This window comes from Pseudomonas sp. RL_15y_Pfl2_60 (assembly GCF_963970595.1).
Lineage (GTDB): Bacteria > Pseudomonadota > Gammaproteobacteria > Pseudomonadales > Pseudomonadaceae > Aquipseudomonas.
Map to the genome: position 1 here is coordinate 644,977 of NZ_CAXAOE010000001.1, position 16,444 is coordinate 661,420.

Below are 16,444 nucleotides of genomic sequence, written 5' to 3' on the forward strand. Positions count from 1 at the left end.
GTTTAGCTCATCACCCAGTCTTTGACTATTACGTGGGTTTTAACTTTTTGCATACCTGGGTAGTTTTCGATTTCGCCGCGTATTTCGCTGAATCGCTGCATGCTCGGCGCTTCAATATAGACCAGCATGTCGGTTTCCCCGCTGATACCACTGCATCGGCGCACTTCACTGAAGGCGCGCATGCGCTCAGCGTAGTTCTCGCAACGCCCGCCGCTATAGAACAGCTCAAGATAGGCTTTGACCGCCACAGCCTCTGGTTCGGCCAAGTGCGCGTGATAACCGAGAATCGTGCCGTTGTTTTCAAGTTGGCGGATACGTTCGCTCACCGCTGAGCGCGAAAGGTTTATCTCACGCGCTATCTGGCTGACGGATAAACGCGCCTCTGCGCGCAACAACGAAATGATCTGTTGATCAAATTTGTCCACTTCAAACATCCCAGGCATACAAGTTGACGACTATTTCCGCCATTTTGACGGCAACTACCGCCATTTCGAGCGGAGCCTAACACTGCCCGCCGATTTATTATTAAGGCGCCTCCAAGCAGCTCTAGACAGCACCTGTTAGCGTGCTGCGCCAGCGCCCAATGATTCGCCACCAGAGCATACCCCATGAGCCGTCTAAACCAAGAATTAAGCCTGCTGCAAGGTATAGGTTTACTCAGTACCTCGCTGCTTGGAACCGGAATATTCATTATTCCAGCACTGGCCGCCACCAGCGCCGGGCAGGCATCACTTTGGGCGTGGCTGATACTGATTGTGCTGGTGTTGCCGGTGGCCTTCACCTTCGCCCAGCTCGGACGCCATTACCCCCATGCTGGCGGTGCGCCGCACCTGATTGGCCGGGCATTTGGCGCGCGCATGGAACGCGTCAGTGCCTTGCTGTTCCTCGCGGTTTTGCCTGTAGGTTTGCCGGCCGCACTGAATATTGCCAGCGGCTTCTGGCAAGCGCTGTTCGACCTTGATAGCAGCCAGTTGTTGATGGTCCAGCTCGGCACGCTTGGCCTGATCCTGCTGCTCGGCCAGCGCCCGGCCAAAGCCTCGGGCATGATCCAAAGCCTGATCGCCATGGCCATTATCCTGACCATTGGCTACATCTGGTGGGCCGGTGACTTGCCACGCAACAGCCAGCCACTGTTGCCGCAAAACAGCGACTGGAGCTTGATACCCGTCGCGCTTGGCGTGATGTTCTGGTGCTTTGTCGGCATCGAGGCTTTCACTCATATGGGTGAAGAGTTCAAGAATCCGCAGCGCGATTTCCCCATCGCCCTGCTGCTCGGGGTCTTGCTCGCGGGATTGGTTTATTGGGCCTGCTCGGTCGCGGTGCTGAGTTTCAATGTGTATGGCAACGTCAATACCGATGCCAGCTCGCTGCCTCGCATGCTGGATCTGTTGGCCGGTGACAAGGCCCGCTGGATTAGCGCCATCATCGGTTACCTGGCCTGCTTTGCCTCCATGAATGTCTATATCCAAGGCTTTTCACGGCTGATCTGGAGCCTGGCTGACGAGCAAAAACTGCCAGCGAGTCTGGCTCAGCGCAATAGCCACGGCGTCCCCAGCCGCGCCTTGCTTTTGGTGGTTCTGATCTGCGCCATTTGCGCAACGCTGGCATGGAGCTTGTCAATTTCCATAGACCAACTCATCCGCTACGCCAACGGCAACTTTATCCTTATCTACCTGTTGAGCATGGCCGCAGGTTGGTTGTTGCTGAACGGCATCTGGCGATGGCTTGCGGGCTTTAGCGCCGTGCTTTGCGCAATAGTGCTGGCGTTTCTCGGCACCGATGCAGGCTACGCGGTCGGCCTGCTGGCCGTGCTGCTGGTGATCGACAAGCTAAACAGCTGGCGGCTTGGCCTGGCCGCAAAACAGCGCATGCTTCAGCCATAACCGATGCAGGCCCAACCGCCAGGGCCGTCGTCATAACGGCCTTGGCGCGAGGGCTCTGAACGGCTTACTTGTGGGCGATTGTCTTAGTGGTGAACAGGTAATCCTTGAGTTCATCATTGAGCACGGGATCGCGGCGGCGGATCCACTCAAGCACCATGGCCGCATGTTCCTTCTCTTCGTCACGGTTGTGAATCAGGATAGCCCTGAGTTCATCATCCTTGCAGGCATCGACTCGCTGGTTGTACCAGTCAACCGCTTCAAGTTCCTCCATCAGTGACGTAATCGCACGGTGCATATCGCGGGTTTCATCGGACAGCTCGCCGATGGGCTCGTGATAACCTTCATTCGACATATTCATCTCCAGATCAGGCACCGAATCCACGGTGTTCATAGGGCGCGTTGTGGCTGTGCATGCAATAAGCGCAGCGTCACGCGCTTTTACCTTATAGCAGTTTCCAGCTTTATGCTCGGTATCAACTACAGCAACCGCAGCCATTGAGAGCTGCGCATTTGCTAAATTCAACAACGCATATTTAGCCCTGAGGGCCGCAAGGCTCTATCCTGATAAAGAATCTTTTACAAGGAAGCACCATGCCCCGCTTTTTGAATGACCTGAAAATAATGATCTTGGCCAATTTCTGGGTGGTGCCGGTATTGGGATTATTGGTCGGGGCGGTGTTCTACTTTGTTTCCCCGCCGCCGCCGTTAAGCGCGACCATGGCCACCGGCGCCGAAGGCGGTGCTTACCGGATATTTGCCGAGCGTCTAAAAGATGAGCTGGCAAAAGATGGCTTTGAATTGAAGCTGATGCCCAGCAATGGCTCGCGCGACAACATCGAAAAACTACTGGATGAAGACTCAGGCGTGCAGATCGCACTGGTGCAAAGTGGTCTTGAGCGCCAGCTTGCACCTGAACAACGCGAGCAATTGCAAACGCTCGGCGCGGTCTATCACGAGCCGCTGTGGTTGTTTTATCGCAGTGATATCAATCTTGATCGTATCGCTGACCTGTTGCCTCTGCGCCTTGCTCTTGGCAGCCAGGGCAGCGGCACGCAAGCGGCCACCGAGGCCATCCTTAGCGCCAACGCCATCTTGCCAGAGCAATACCCCCAAACCTGGCAAAAGATCAGTGGCAGCAAAGCGGCTGAAGCACTGCTTAACGATGAACTTGATGCTGTGTTCCTGGTTGGCCCTGCAGAAAACGATAATGTGCAAAAGCTCGCCGCAGAGCCTGATATCGCCCTTGCCAACTTTCGCCGCGCGGATGCTTATGAAGCGCGCCTACCCTTCTTTAACCGCCTGACCGTGGGTGAAGGCCTGCTCAACCTGGCCAATAACGCGCCGTCGCGTGAAGTGGTGACCCTGTCACCGGTTGCGACCTTGGTGGTCAATGACGACTTCAACCCTGGCTTGGTTGCCTTGTTTCTCGAAGCCAGCCGAGAGGTGATGAAAACCGGAACCCTGCTCGACAAGGCCGGTCAATTCCCGAGTGCCGAACCGCAGACATTCAAACTCTCCAGCGATGCCGACCATTACTACAAAAACGGCTTACCCCTGCTGCAACGCTACCTACCTTTCCGGGTGGCCTCGCTGGCTGATCGCTATATTATCCTGCTGATTCCGTTGCTGGTCGTGCTCTTCCCATTGTTCAAAGCTGTGGGTCCGCTGTACCGCTGGCGGATCAGGGCGCGGATTTACCGCTGGTACAAATACCTGCGCGAGATTGATCGACAGCTGGATAAAGGCAGTTTGCCAGAACATCTGGACGCAGAGATTGAGCGCCTCGATCAACTGCAGGATGAACTGGCCAGCGTTGATGTGCCTCTGTCTTACTCCAACGAACTCTATGACCTGCACGTACACCTGCGCTATGTAATCGAACGCCTGCAAACCCTGCAAAAGCGTCGTCAGCAGAGCGAGGAGTCAGCCAGTTAATCAGGTAAACTAACGCCATTCGCGTGGGATTGGCAGCAACCGCCAGTCCTGCGCTACCTGTTTTGATTTTCAAGAGAATCCCCATGCCGATCCGCCACAGTATCGTTCACCTGATCGACAAAAAACCCGACGGCACGCCCGCCATTCTCCATGCCCGTGAAACCGAGCTGGGCGCCTCGCAAGCCATTGAGAATATGCTGGCCGACCTCAACGACAGCTATAACGCCAAGCAGGGCAAAGCCTGGGGCTTCTTTCATGCAGAGTCCGGCGCATTTCCCTTTAGCGGCTGGCTCAAGGAATACCTCGACGACAGCCAGGATTTCACCGGCTTTACCCGCAAGGCGGTCGAGCACCTGCAAAAGCTGATGGAAGAGTCGAACCTGTCGGTTGGCGGTCACGTGTTGTTCGCTCATTACCAACAAGGCATGACCGATTACCTAGCCATCGCCCTGCTCCACCACAGTGAAGGCGTCGCGGTGAATGATGAGCTGGACGTAACACCAGCCAAGCACCTGGACTTGGGTCAATTGCATTTGGCCGCACGGATCAACATCTCCGAATGGCGCAACAACGCCAACTCCAAGCAATACATTTCGTTTATCAAAGGCAAGAACGGCAAGAAGGTTTCTGAGTACTTCCGCGACTTTATTGGTTGCCAGGAAGGGGTCGATTCACCCAGCGAAACACGTACGCTACTCAAGGCTTTCAGCGACTTTGTGGAAAGCGAAGACCTGCCAGAAGATCAGGCGCGCTCAAAGACCGACACCTTGGTCGATTACGCCACCAGCCAGGCCAAGATCGGCGAACCCATGACCCTTGAAGCGCTGTCGGGCCTGATTGATGAAGAACGGCCCAAGGCCTTCTACGACCATATCCGCAATAAAGACTACGGCCTGTCGCCAGAGATTCCGGCAGACAAACGCACCCTCAGCCAATTCCGTCGCTTTACCGGGCGCGCTGAAGGTTTGTCGATCAGCTTTGAAGCGCACCTGCTGGGCTCGAAAGTTGAATATAACGAGGAGCAGGACACCCTGATCATCCGCAACCTGCCAACCCAGTTAACCGATCAGCTCAAGCGCCGGTAGGGTGTGACAACGCGAAGCTTGTCCACCACGATAAATACAAAAATCCCCAAACGGCTCGCCCTGTTTGCGAGCGCAAAAATGGTGGATAAAAAGCGTTATCCACCCTACGCGCGGTAGGGTGTGACAACGCCAGGTTTGTCCACCAAGGGTTATGCAGCGTTGATCTTGAAACCCAGGCGCGGAAAGTGAACGTGAACAGTGCCCGCACGCGGGTCTTCGCGGCGCAGGATCAGTTCTTCACGGCCGCAGAACAGTAGCTCACCTTCCACAGGATCAACCCCGTAATCAACGGCGCAGATACTGACGTGCTGGCCCGGCTTGAAGCCGTTTGGATCAACAAAGTCTTCATCCGGCAGCGCAGCCGGAGTCGCATCGCGAGCGACGCTAATCGCATCTTCACCCTTCATTTCGCTCAACGAGCCATGGCCCATGCCAAGTACACGGCCCAGCCATGCGGCTACGTCCGGGTAATCATCCACCAGGGGCGACGTCACGGGCGTACCACGCAAGAACCACAGTGGATGAGCCATCGAGAAGTCAGCAATAGAGGCTTCACCAAACAGGAAATCGCCCTTACCATTCGCCAACTGCTGCTGCAAGCGCTGCATCAGTGCAGGCCACTGGTGAGCAGCCTGCGAGGCTGGCAAGCGCGTAGCCAGGCCACCATCAAACAGGGTCGAGCGGTCGGCCACAAACGCCTTGAGAAACTCTGGCGGCAGCTTGCCGAAGCGCGCGGCGATTGACTCGGGCTGGAACACCAAGCTCACAGCATGCAGGAACACCACGGAATCAGCCCACTGGGCAAAACTGGTGACGGTGAACTCGGACCCTTGCGGGAATAACGCAGGCGTGGCCTTTTCAGCCTCAAGACGACGCGCGATAAGCGCCGTGTCGCAATAAATATCAGCACCAACCTGCAGCACCGGCGTCTTGCGATAACCGCCAGTCAGTGCGGTCAAATCAGGTTTTGGCATAATCGGCGGGATCATCACCGAGCGCCAGGAGAGCTGCTTGAAGCCCAGCATCAAGCGCGCTTTCTCGGCGAATGGCGATGTAGGGTAATGGTGCAGAATCAACTCGTACATGGCGGTCTCCGCTAAGGAATCTCTGAAAAACTACTGCGCTAGATATTACTTCGTTAAAAAGCTGCTCAAAATGCTCATTTACAACACGTAAACTCCGCTTTTTCGCATTTTTTTGCCTCGTACTATCGTCGCTCGCTACCTTTTTCAGCGGATTCCTGATTATTGATAGACCACTAGCTTACGCGCCGAACGTCCAGGCACCTAATACCTGGGACACAACTCGGTTAAGTTGATAGCGCAGTATCAGGCACGGCGATAAAGGCCTCGCGGCCTTGCACCAGACTTTCCTTTGCTGCCTTGCTGAGTTTTTTGATCGCCCGTTCGCGGCGCAACGCATCGCCCTTGTCGGCACAGGCCTCGGTGTAGACCAGTGCTTGCGCCGGGCTGGAGAAGAAAAAACGCGCGCCTTTGCCACTTTGGTGTTTGGCGAAGCGTCGCTGGGGATCATCACTGATGCCGCAATACAGGGCGCCGTTCTGCGCCCTGACCAGATACACCGACCAGGTTTTATCAGCTACTTCAGTCATCTATCAGCGCAGCCACTCACGCAAGGTGCGCCACACGCAAACCGCTACGAAATACACCGAAGACACCGCCCATAACGCCATCAACCATGCTGGAGCCTTCGGATACTGCAGTATCAGCAGCAAGCAGCAAAGCATCCAGACCAGGGTCATGGTGATGTTGACTGGCATGAATTCCTTGACCCGGAACGGATGCAGGAACTTCATGGTGCTCAAAGTCAGCGCTGATAGCACAAGGATGCAGGCAACACTCATCCAGGGCGTGACATCGAGCAGATACAAATAGACGATGACCACATTCCACGCCGCCGGGAAGCCCACAAAGTAGTTGTCCTGGCTTTTCATGTTGACGTTGCAGAAACAGAACAATGACGACAACAGGATCAAGCCGACAGCCAGCAACGGGGTGTACTCAGGCAGCGGCACGAACCGATAGATAAAAATCGCGGGGATAAACACGTAGGTCAGGTAATCGACGACCAGGTCGAGGGTTGTACCATCAAACTGCGGCAGCACGGTTTTAACGTCGTACTTGCGCGCCAATGTGCCATCAAGGCCATCAACCAGCAGCGCCAGCCCAAGCCAGAGCAATGATGCTCGGGGATTACCATCAAGCACCGCCAGCAGGGCCAGTAATGCCAGGATCACACCGCTGGCGGTCATAGCATGAACACCCCAAGCCTTAGCCTGAGCCAATCGCAACAGCAATCCTTGCATAGTCGGTTCTCTCAGTGGCGCGGTCTTATTCATGGCGATAAATTTCTCACAACGTGGTGGCCTGTCAGACCAGGTCAATGCATATCTGACCGAAAACCAGTCCATTATGTTCCACTTTACCTCCTGGCCGCATGAAACTTCAGGATACTCCCTTACACCCGCGCGGCCTGAAACTGCGCCAGACCTTTGGCCGCCTGGCCACGAATGGCATTCTGCACCAATGGCGTCCAGCCCAGTATACGGCCCTTGAAGCCTAATGCCTGCGCCGCCCAGCGCCAAAGGTCAAACTGGTCACGATGTTCAACTATCTTGCCATCAGCGAACTTGAAATAGGCATTGATACGGTTGACCACGGTGTTACCCGTCGGGCTGAAGACATAGGTTGCCACCCACTGCGCACTACCCTGCTGTTCGTCGGCCTGAATATTATCGAAGCTCAAGTTAAAGTCTTTGGCACGCTGGGTGAGCATGCGCCACATATCGACGGCATCTTCGCCGCGCAAATCGGGAAATACCGGGTCACTAAAGCGCACATCGTCGGCGTAGCAACTCGCCATGGCTTCAGCATCGAGCTGCTGGAAAGCAGTGTAAAAATCTTGAATTAGTCGGCCGTTAGCAGAGTTCATCTTACCCAGTTCTCTCCATATGTCTTATTAGACTAGCGTGAAGTCCGCATGAATGCCTATGAGCAAATTGGCCAACAGCGATCTAAAAACCGTTATGTCGACTGGCGATACGGCCCACAAAAAAGGGAGCCATAAGGCTCCCTTGTCAAGGCACTTACGATCAGTGCAGGATCTGACTGAGGAACAGTTGGGTCCGCTCGTTCTCTGGATTGGTGAAGAACTTGTTAGGCTCAGCTTCTTCGACAATTTCCCCCTTGTCCATGAAGATCACGCGGTTGGCCACCGTACGTGCGAAACCCATTTCGTGAGTCACGCAGAGCATGGTCATGCCGTCTTCAGCGAGGCCGATCATGGTGTCGAGCACCTCCTTGACCATTTCCGGGTCAAGGGCTGAGGTTGGCTCGTCGAACAGCATGATTTTTGGCTTCATGCACAAGGCACGGGCAATGGCCACACGTTGCTGCTGGCCACCTGACAACTGCCCGGGAAACTTATTCGCCTGCTCTGGAATACGCACACGCTCCAAGTAGTGCATGGCGATTTCCTCGGCCTGACGCTTGGGCATCTTGCGCACCCACATCGGCGCCAGGGTGCAGTTCTGCAACACGGTCAGGTGCGGAAACAGGTTGAAGTGCTGGAACACCATACCCACTTCGCGGCGGACCGCTTCAATCTGCTTGAGGTCATGGGTCAACTCGGTGCCATCAACGACGATGCGACCTTGCTGGTGTTCTTCCAGGCGGTTCAGGCAACGAATGGTCGTCGACTTGCCCGAGCCAGAAGGCCCACACAGGACGATACGCTCGCCCGACTTAACATCAAGGTTGATGTCTTTGAGCACATGGAACTGGCCGTACCATTTATGTACGCCCTGCATCTGGATCATGCTTTCCACAGCTTCAGGCTTTTTAATTGCTTCACTCATCTGACTAGCTCCTAACGCTTGTGGCCAGTGTCCAATTTGCGCTCCAGATGCATGGAGTAGCGGGACATACCAAAACAGAAAATCCAGTAAACCAGGGCTGCAAACACGTAGCCCTCAGTCGACATACCGAGCCACGCCGGGTCTGTGGTTGCTTGCTTGATGCTGTTGAGCAGGTCAAACAAACCAATGATGATGACCAGACTGGTATCCTTGAACAGGGCAATAAAGGTGTTGACGATGCCCGGAATAACCATCTTCAGCGCTTGCGGAAGAATCACCAGGCCCATCATGCGCCAATATCCCAGCCCCATCGCCGCAGCCGCTTCATATTGGCCCTTTGGAATGGCCTGCAGGCCGCCCCGCACCACTTCGGCGATGTAGGCCGACTGGAACAGGATCACCCCGATCAAAGCGCGCATCAATTTGTCGAAGCTCATGCCTTCGGGCAAGAACAGCGGCAACATCACCGAGGACATGAACAGCACGGTGATCAAGGGCACACCACGCCAGAACTCGATAAAGGTCACGCAGATAACCCGGATGGCCGGCATATCCGAACGACGCCCAAGCGCCAGCAAGATCCCCAGCGGCAAAGCACCAGCAATGCCCACGGATGCGATCACCAGGGTCAGCATCAAACCGCCCCAGCGGCTGGTTGGCACGGTTTCCAAACCGAAGTGACCGCCATGCAGCAGCACGTAGGACAGGATTGGATAGACGACCAGGAAGCTCAAGCCATACAAGGCCTTGCGCGGCATTTGCGGCACGAACAAGGGTGCAGCGCCGATAATCGCCGCCCACAATGCCAAGTCAACACGCCAGCGCATTTCAGTCGGGTAGAAGCCGTACATGAACTGGCCAAAACGCTGCTGGATAAACACCCAGCAAGCGCCATCGCTGGTGCAATCGGCGCGGGTTGTACCGACCCAGTCAGCACTGAAGAACGCCCAATCAAGCAGTGGCGGGATCATCAGCCAGATCAAGTACACCGCAACAATGGTCAACAAGGTATTGGGTACGCTGGAGAACAGGTTGCTGCGCAGCCAGCCAACCGCGCCAACGCTCAGGCGCGGAGGTGGCAAATCAGGTTTAAACGTATGAGTTTGCATGGGCTGCTCCTTACCGCTCGATCAGCGCAATGCGCTTGTTGTACCAGTTCATGAACAGCGAAATGCTAATGCTGATCGCCAAGTACACGCTCATGGTGATGGCGATGACTTCAATCGCCTGCCCTGTCTGATTCAGTACCGTACCGGCAAACAGCGAAACCATGTCCGGATAGCCGATACCGGCAGCCAGGGACGAGTTCTTCGCAAGGTTGAGGTACTGACTGGTCAGCGGTGGAATGATCACCCGTAGCGACTGTGGAATAACCACCAGGCGCAGGATCTTCCCAGCAGGCAATCCCAGCGAACGAGCCGCTTCGGTCTGCCCATGGTTTACCGCCTGGATGCCCGAACGGACGATCTCGGCGATAAAGGCTGCGGTGTAGATCGTCAACGCCAGGGTCAAGGCAATCAGCTCGGGAATCATTACCCAGCCGCCACGGAAGTTGAAACCTTTGAGCTCCGGGATCTGCCACGTCAGCGGATTACCTGACAACAAGATGGTCAAGCCCGGAACCACCAGCAGCATCGCCAGCGAGGTCAACAACAGCGGAAACGGCTGACCGGTTTTCTCAAACCGTGCACGCCCCCAGCGAACCATGAAGATGATTGCCACAATGGTCAGGACCAAGGCAATCAGGAAGGGGGTAAATGCATCCGTTGCCGAAGGCGAAGGCAAGTACAAGCCCCGGTTGTTGATAAAGAACATGCTGCCAAATTCAAGGCTCTGCTTCGGGCTCGGCATGGCCAGCATGACCGCGAAGTACCAGAAGAAAATTTGCAGCAGTGGTGGGATATTACGGAATGTCTCTATATAGATGGTCGCCAACTTGTTGACCAGCCAGTTAGGCGACAGCCGCGCGATACCCAGGATAAAGCCAAGCAAGGTTGCACCGACGATACCGATACCAGACACCAGCAAGGTATTGAGCAAGCCAATGACGAAGACCCGGCCGTAGGAATCGCTTTCCGTATATTCGATCAGGTGTTGGGCGATACCAAAGCCGGCGCTGTTATTAAGAAACGAGAAGCCGGAGGTGATACCACGTTTTTCCAGATTGGTCTGGGTGTTGTCAAACAAGAACCAGCCGAGCGCCACGACAGCGATAACGGCAAGAATTTGGAATATCCACGCACGCACCTTAGGGTCAGTCCAGACGGAGCCCTTGGGGTGAGAGGCATTTGCACTAGTTTGCATATAAGCCCTCTTGGAACACCCACACCCGCATCAGCGGGCATGGGGTTCACATCATCAGAACTATGCTCACATCCAGAACAGAGGTGAGCACTGACGGTCAGCGCACTGGTGGTGCGTACTGGAGACCACCTTTGTTCCACAGGGCGTTGAGGCCGCGCTCGATCTTCAGATCGCTACCGGCACCGACGTTACGGTCAAAGCTTTCACCGTAGTTACCCACTTGCTTGACGATCTTCACTGCCCAATCTTTCGGCAGTTTCAGGTCTTTACCAAACTCACCCTCTGCACCCAGCAGACGAGCGATATCTGGGTTCTTGGTGGATTTAGCCATTTCTTCTACGTTTTTCGAAGTGATGCCCAGCTCTTCGGCGTTAACCATGGCAAACAGGGACCAACGCACTATGTCGAACCACTCCTCGTCACCTTGGCGAACCACAGGGCCCAAAGGCTCTTTGGAGATGACTTCTGGAAGCACTACATACTCATCCGGAGCGGCCAGCTTGATACGCTGTGCATACAGTTGCGACTGGTCAGAAGTCAGCACGTCGCAACGGCCAGCTTCAACCGACTTGGCGCTTTCGTCAGAAGTATCGTAAGTGATCGGGGTGTACTTCATGCCGTTGGCACGGAAGTAGTCGGACAGGTTCAGCTCAGTGGTGGTACCGGCTTGGATACAAACGGTTGCACCATCGAGTTCTTTAGCGCTGGAAACACCCAGTTTCTTGTTAACCAAGAAACCCTGGCCGTCATAGTAGTTGACGCCAGCGAAGTTCAGGCCCAGGCCTGCATCACGGGAGCTGGTCCAGGTGGTGTTACGCGACAGCACATCAACCTCACCGGATTGCAGCGCAGTGAAGCGCTCTTTTGCAGTCAGTGGGCTGTATTTGACTTTGGTTGCGTCACCGAAAACGGCTGCAGCAACTGCGCGGCAGACATCAACGTCGAGGCCCAGGTAGTTACCCTTGGCATCTGCGTACGAGAAACCAGGCAAACCGTCACTGATACCGCACTGTACAAACCCCTTTTTCTGTACAGCATCCAGTGTTGCGCCCGCTTGAGCAAAGCCACTGACACCGAGAACAGTCGCGGTAGTCAGAATAGCCAGAGTGGATTTCACCATCTTCATTAAAAACCTCCAGTTGCTTTTGTTGTGTTGGAGTCTCAGCCCTACCACCGTACCCTTGTGGGGTGAGTCAATTACGTTGGCAGCGACGCAATTAACCACGGATTGAGCATTAGCGCGAGTTATGTTGCCGTTTTTTCAATCGGCTTTGAACTTGCGCACGTTGATCGATAGATCGAACGTGAGACGGATAGCAATTTGCTCATCACCAAAAAAACTGCTTCTGGCGAACCTTTTGGAAACCCGGATCAAATTGGCTTCCCGTCTGTTCTGCATCCGGCAACAATAAATAAAAGTGTTACTGCTACCAGACAACATCCCCAGTCCGGATAGATGTAGCAAACCCCGTACCAGCACCGTGCCACTAGCTCGATAAAGGCGGGTCAATAGCAAAACTTGCAACCTTGCGACATCTAATTCAGAGAATAGCCACTATCTAAAGTTTAGCGCGCACCAATTTAGAGCCTAAGCACCACCTTGGAGCCAAACATGAGCGAACCATTGATTCTTCAGCCCACACACGCACCGGATTCGTGCGTAATCTGGTTGCACGGTTTGGGCGCAGACCGCTACGACTTCCTGCCTGTCGCCGAAGCATTGCAACAGGTTCTACCCGCGACCCGCTTCGTACTTCCCCAGGCGCCGACCCGAGCGGTGACCATTAACGGCGGCTTCGAAATGCCCAGCTGGTATGACATTCTGGCGATGAGTCCGGCCCGCGCGATCAACCGCGAGCAACTGGAAGCCTCGGCGCAACAAGTCATAACCCTCATAGAAGCGGCACGCGACAGTGGAATTGATCCCAAGCGGATATTCCTGGCCGGTTTTTCACAAGGCGGCGCAGTGGTTTACCACGCCGCATTTATGCGCTGGGCTGGTCCTCTCGGTGGTGTACTGGCACTGTCGACCTACGCCCCAGGCTTTACTGAAAACCTCAGCCTTGAGCCCGACAAACAGCAACTGCCGGTTTATTGCCAGCACGGCAGTCATGATGATGTGGTGCTGCCGAGCATGGGGCGTGCAGCCTATGACTGGCTGAAAAGCAGAGGATGTGACCCAAAATGGCAGGAATACCCGATGGCGCACGAAGTGCTGCCACAACAAATCCATGACATAGGCAACTGGCTGATTGAGCAATTGGGCCACTAAGCAAGGGCTGGTCCGCAGCGCAGCTTTGACCGCGCAAATGCCCGGGCCATCGCGCCTGGGCATGACCCGAACCGCTCAAGCATCAGCAATTGCCAGCCGGGCCGGATACGGACTCATTGTATGCTGGCCCAGCCCTTTGCTGGCGCGGCATGCCGCTGGTCGCCTGGCAAGGTGCAACGGGCGTTCTTGGCTAATCTGTCCATAGGAATGACAAGATCGACTCATCACGCGGGGAGCGCTAGGGATGTGTTGGGTTATATGGGCCTGCGCCTACAGGTGGCCCCAGTGAAACCAGCTCACTGGCAAGCCGAGACGCAGCATCTGGATAAACTGCGCCTGTTCGATAAGGTGGCGCTAAGCAACATTGAGCAGTTGCTTAGAGAGTTTTTGGCTTACGACATCGATGCCGGAGAAATCCTGCTGTCGCCGACGACGCGCAACCAATATTTATATGTTTTAGTCAGCGGCCAGCTCATGGTTTACCTAGGCTCACTCGAAAACCAACCCATCAGCACCTTATATGTCGGCGATTGTGCGGGGGAAATCAGCTTCATTGACAACGACCACCCTTGCGCATTCGTGGTTGCCAGCGAACCCAGCCGAGTACTGCGATTGCACCGCGCTTCGCTGGTCAATTTATTCCAACACTCCCCCCAGCTCATGCAGAACCTGCTGGAACTGCTCTGCCAGCGGGTCCGCCAGGGTAACCGCACCATCCTCAGCAGCGAACAACACGCCAATATCGACACCCTTACCGGCACCTTCAATCGTCGCTGGCTGGAGCATGTGTTTGAACGTGAAGCCACGCGCTGCGCCTTCAACGAACAACCTTTTAGCTTGTTGATGCTCGATGTCGATCACTTCAAGGATTACAACGACCAACATGGTCACTTGGCGGGTGACTACGCGCTACGCATGGTCGCGCAAACACTCACCGACCAACTGCGCAACAAGGACAGCCTGGTTCGTTATGGTGGCGAAGAGTTCGTCATTTTATTGCCGGAAATGGGTATCGAGGAGGCGTTGCTCATCGCTGAGCGCTTGCGCATGAGCCTGCAGTCGGTCTCGACCTTTTATTCCCCCACTGGCCCGTTGCCCGGCGTTACCGTATCAATTGGCCTGTCATCGATGCGTTGCAAAGACAGCTTGCAAAGCATGCTTGCTCGAGCCGATCACGCGCTCTATAAGGCCAAGCAGCAAGGTCGCAACTGCCTGCGCCACTAAGGAATCGCTTAAAAAACTACTGCGCTTGATATTACTGGAGCAGCCCTTGCTGGGGCAGCCCATGTTGCGGCCCTGAAGGGTTGAGAAAAGCGACTAAAATGCTTATTTAGGCCAACTAAAGTCGAGCGCGACCCCGGTCGCTTTTTCGCATTTCTCGCCTTGCCCTATCTTCGCTCGCTGCCTTTTTAAGAGAATCCCTAAGCCAATCCGCCCATGAATAGGCGGCTTGCCAACAGCAAACGGCTGTGGCACTTCGCCGCGCCGTGTTCTTGCTTTACACTGGCGCAGTTCACTCCTTAACCAATTGACGAGATGACCGTGCTCAAAGCACTAAAGAAAATGTTCGGCAAAGCCGACGGCGAGCAGCCAGGCCCAGTAAACCAGCCAGCTGCGCCACTTGATACTGCACCAGCCAACACCGGCCGCAACAGCAAAGCACGCGATAACAACCGTGACTCAAGCAAAGCAAAGGCTGAAGCAACTGGCACCAAGCCAGCCCGCAATGACGCCCCTAAAGCGGCAAGACCACGCCGCGAGCGTGCCCCCAAACCGGTTGATAACTGGAAACTCAGCGATTTCGTGGTTGAGCCTGCTGAAGGCAAAACACGCTTTCACGATTTCAACCTCACCCCAGGCCTGATGCATGCCATTCACGACCTTGGGTTTCCGTACTGCACACCTATTCAGGCAGGCGTTCTGGGCTACACCCTGAACGGCCAGGATGCTATTGGCCGCGCCCAGACGGGTACCGGCAAAACCGCGGCATTCCTGATCTCGATCATCACCCAGTTGCAGCAAACCCCGGCGCCGAAAGAGCGTTATATGGGCGAACCACGCGCACTGATCATCGCGCCAACCCGCGAACTGGTGGTGCAGATCGCCAAGGATGCCCAAGACCTGACGAAATACTGTGACCTTAATGTCATGAGTTTTGTCGGCGGCATGGATTTCGATAAACAGCTGAAACTGCTGGAGTCGCGCTACTGCGACATTCTCGTAGCAACGCCTGGTCGCCTGCTTGATTTCAACCAGCGTGGCGAAGTCCACCTTGACATGGTTGAAGTCATGGTGCTCGATGAAGCCGACCGCATGCTCGACATGGGCTTTATCCCGCAGGTTCGGCAAATCATTCGCCAGACCCCGATGAAAGGTGAGCGGCAAACCCTGCTGTTCTCGGCAACCTTCACCGAAGATGTAATGAATCTGGCCAAGCAATGGACCACCGACCCGGCGATTGTCGAAATCGAGCCCGAGAACGTGGCCAGTGACACTGTCGAGCAACACGTATATGCCGTTGCCGGTAGCGACAAGTACAAGTTGCTGTACAACCTGATTGCGCAGAACGACTGGATCCGGGTGATGGTCTTTGCAAACCGCAAGGACGAAGTACGACGTATTGAAGAGCGCCTGACCCGCGATGGAATCAGTGCTGCGCAGATGTCGGGGGACGTGCCGCAACACAAGCGGATCAAGGTGCTTGAAGGCTTCCGTGAAGGCAAAATCCGCGTTCTGGTGGCAACTGACGTTGCAGGCCGTGGTATTCACGTTGACGCCATCAGCCACGTGATCAACTTCACCCTGCCCGAAGACCCGGACGATTACGTTCACCGTATCGGCCGAACGGGCCGTGCTGGCACCAATGGCACCTCGATCAGCTTTGCTGGCGAAGATGACGCTTATGCGCTGCCGCCAATCGAGCAACTACTGGGTCGCAAGATTTCATGTGAAATGCCACCAGATGAACTGCTCAAGCCGGTGCCCCGCAAAGGTTAAACCCGCACCGTTGAAACAGGCGAAGCCCAACAGCTTCGCCTTTTTTGTGCCCGCAACAAACCCAGCGTTGTCATACAAACTGTAGGGTGGG

Annotated in this window: 16 protein-coding genes; 6 read left to right on the forward strand and 10 right to left on the reverse strand. The window is 55.2% G+C overall.

The genetic code is table 11. The annotated features are described in order from the left end of the window. Positions 1–2: 2 nt before the first annotated feature. Entirely contained in the window at positions 3–425 is a 423-nt protein-coding gene (locus AACY26_RS03060; RefSeq protein WP_339510844.1) for an Lrp/AsnC family transcriptional regulator, read from the reverse strand. Between the two features lie 183 nt (positions 426–608). Here AACY26_RS03060 and yjeH point away from each other — a divergent pair, with 183 nt between their 5' ends. Then, entirely contained in the window at positions 609–1,883 is a 1,275-nt protein-coding gene (gene yjeH, locus AACY26_RS03065; RefSeq protein WP_339510846.1) for an L-methionine/branched-chain amino acid transporter, read from the forward strand. Positions 1,884–1,947: 64 nt separating this feature from the next. On the opposite strand, the gene AACY26_RS03070 is transcribed toward yjeH, so the two are convergent. Next, entirely contained in the window at positions 1,948–2,235 is a 288-nt protein-coding gene (locus AACY26_RS03070) for an encapsulin-associated ferritin-like protein (RefSeq protein ID WP_010486623.1), read from the reverse strand. 239 nt (positions 2,236–2,474) lie between these two features. Here AACY26_RS03070 and AACY26_RS03075 point away from each other — a divergent pair, with 239 nt between their 5' ends. Both AACY26_RS03075 and yejK read left to right on the forward strand, forming a co-directional pair. Then, a complete protein-coding gene (locus tag AACY26_RS03075) occupies positions 2,475–3,818 on the forward strand; it encodes a TAXI family TRAP transporter solute-binding subunit (RefSeq protein WP_339510857.1) in 1,344 nt (447 codons plus the stop codon). Positions 3,819–3,901: 83 nt separating this feature from the next. Then, the gene (gene yejK, locus AACY26_RS03080; protein ID WP_339510859.1) at positions 3,902–4,903 is read left to right on the forward strand and encodes a nucleoid-associated protein YejK; all 1,002 of its coding nucleotides are present in this window, start codon (positions 3,902–3,904) and stop codon (positions 4,901–4,903) included. Positions 4,904–5,052: 149 nt separating this feature from the next. Here yejK and AACY26_RS03085 read toward each other — a convergent pair whose 3' ends face one another. From AACY26_RS03085 to AACY26_RS03120, 8 genes are all read right to left on the reverse strand, one after another. Then, complete coding sequence (locus AACY26_RS03085) at positions 5,053–5,988, reverse strand: glutathione S-transferase family protein (protein WP_339510861.1); 936 nt, start codon at positions 5,986–5,988, stop codon at positions 5,053–5,055. A 224-nt stretch (positions 5,989–6,212) separates the two neighbouring features. Beyond that, on the reverse strand, positions 6,213–6,515 hold the full coding sequence (locus tag AACY26_RS03090; protein ID WP_339510863.1) for a GIY-YIG nuclease family protein: 303 nt from the start codon (positions 6,513–6,515) through the stop codon (positions 6,213–6,215). A gap of 3 nt (positions 6,516–6,518) precedes the next feature. After that, positions 6,519–7,229, reverse strand: coding sequence for a phosphatidylcholine synthase (gene pcsA / locus AACY26_RS03095; protein ID WP_339510865.1), 711 nt, complete (start codon positions 7,227–7,229; stop codon positions 6,519–6,521). 152 nt (positions 7,230–7,381) lie between these two features. Continuing rightward, entirely contained in the window at positions 7,382–7,855 is a 474-nt protein-coding gene (locus tag AACY26_RS03100) for a nuclear transport factor 2 family protein (RefSeq protein ID WP_339510867.1), read from the reverse strand. A gap of 160 nt (positions 7,856–8,015) precedes the next feature. Continuing rightward, a complete protein-coding gene (locus AACY26_RS03105; protein ID WP_339510869.1) occupies positions 8,016–8,780 on the reverse strand; it encodes an amino acid ABC transporter ATP-binding protein in 765 nt (254 codons plus the stop codon). 11 nt (positions 8,781–8,791) lie between these two features. Next, positions 8,792–9,889: an amino acid ABC transporter permease gene (locus AACY26_RS03110; protein WP_339510871.1), complete on the reverse strand. Its 1,098-nt coding sequence runs from the start codon at positions 9,887–9,889 to the stop codon at positions 8,792–8,794. A gap of 10 nt (positions 9,890–9,899) precedes the next feature. Beyond that, entirely contained in the window at positions 9,900–11,084 is a 1,185-nt protein-coding gene (locus AACY26_RS03115; protein ID WP_339510873.1) for an amino acid ABC transporter permease, read from the reverse strand. Between the two features lie 97 nt (positions 11,085–11,181). Beyond that, positions 11,182–12,210, reverse strand: coding sequence for an amino acid ABC transporter substrate-binding protein (locus tag AACY26_RS03120; protein ID WP_339510875.1), 1,029 nt, complete (start codon positions 12,208–12,210; stop codon positions 11,182–11,184). Positions 12,211–12,696: 486 nt separating this feature from the next. On the opposite strand from AACY26_RS03120, the gene AACY26_RS03125 reads away from it, so the two are divergent. The 3 genes from AACY26_RS03125 to rhlB all read left to right on the forward strand — a co-directional run bounded on the left by AACY26_RS03125 (position 12,697) and on the right by rhlB (position 16,353). Next, a complete protein-coding gene (locus AACY26_RS03125) occupies positions 12,697–13,356 on the forward strand; it encodes an alpha/beta hydrolase (protein ID WP_339510877.1) in 660 nt (219 codons plus the stop codon). A gap of 285 nt (positions 13,357–13,641) precedes the next feature. Continuing rightward, a complete protein-coding gene (locus AACY26_RS03130; RefSeq protein ID WP_339510879.1) occupies positions 13,642–14,580 on the forward strand; it encodes a GGDEF domain-containing protein in 939 nt (312 codons plus the stop codon). A 318-nt stretch (positions 14,581–14,898) separates the two neighbouring features. Further along, complete coding sequence (rhlB, locus tag AACY26_RS03135) at positions 14,899–16,353, forward strand: ATP-dependent RNA helicase RhlB (RefSeq protein WP_339510881.1); 1,455 nt, start codon at positions 14,899–14,901, stop codon at positions 16,351–16,353. Positions 16,354–16,444: the final 91 nt, after the last annotated feature.

Bases quoted from the DNA above. Each gene is read 5' to 3' on its own strand.
- yjeH (WP_339510846.1), top strand. From the start codon at position 609: ATGAGCCGTCTAAACCAAGAATTAAGCCTGCTGCAAGGTATAGGTTTA.
- AACY26_RS03070 (WP_010486623.1), bottom strand. From the start codon at position 2,235: ATGTCGAATGAAGGTTATCACGAGCCCATCGGCGAGCTGTCCGATGAA.
- AACY26_RS03075 (WP_339510857.1), top strand. From the start codon at position 2,475: ATGCCCCGCTTTTTGAATGACCTGAAAATAATGATCTTGGCCAATTTC.
- yejK (WP_339510859.1), top strand. From the start codon at position 3,902: ATGCCGATCCGCCACAGTATCGTTCACCTGATCGACAAAAAACCCGAC.
- AACY26_RS03085 (WP_339510861.1), bottom strand. From the start codon at position 5,988: ATGTACGAGTTGATTCTGCACCATTACCCTACATCGCCATTCGCCGAG.
- AACY26_RS03090 (WP_339510863.1), bottom strand. From the start codon at position 6,515: ATGACTGAAGTAGCTGATAAAACCTGGTCGGTGTATCTGGTCAGGGCG.
- pcsA (WP_339510865.1), bottom strand. From the start codon at position 7,229: ATGCAAGGATTGCTGTTGCGATTGGCTCAGGCTAAGGCTTGGGGTGTT.
- AACY26_RS03100 (WP_339510867.1), bottom strand. From the start codon at position 7,855: ATGAACTCTGCTAACGGCCGACTAATTCAAGATTTTTACACTGCTTTC.
- AACY26_RS03105 (WP_339510869.1), bottom strand. From the start codon at position 8,780: ATGAGTGAAGCAATTAAAAAGCCTGAAGCTGTGGAAAGCATGATCCAG.
- AACY26_RS03110 (WP_339510871.1), bottom strand. From the start codon at position 9,889: ATGCAAACTCATACGTTTAAACCTGATTTGCCACCTCCGCGCCTGAGC.
- AACY26_RS03115 (WP_339510873.1), bottom strand. From the start codon at position 11,084: ATGCAAACTAGTGCAAATGCCTCTCACCCCAAGGGCTCCGTCTGGACT.
- AACY26_RS03120 (WP_339510875.1), bottom strand. From the start codon at position 12,210: ATGAAGATGGTGAAATCCACTCTGGCTATTCTGACTACCGCGACTGTT.
- AACY26_RS03125 (WP_339510877.1), top strand. From the start codon at position 12,697: ATGAGCGAACCATTGATTCTTCAGCCCACACACGCACCGGATTCGTGC.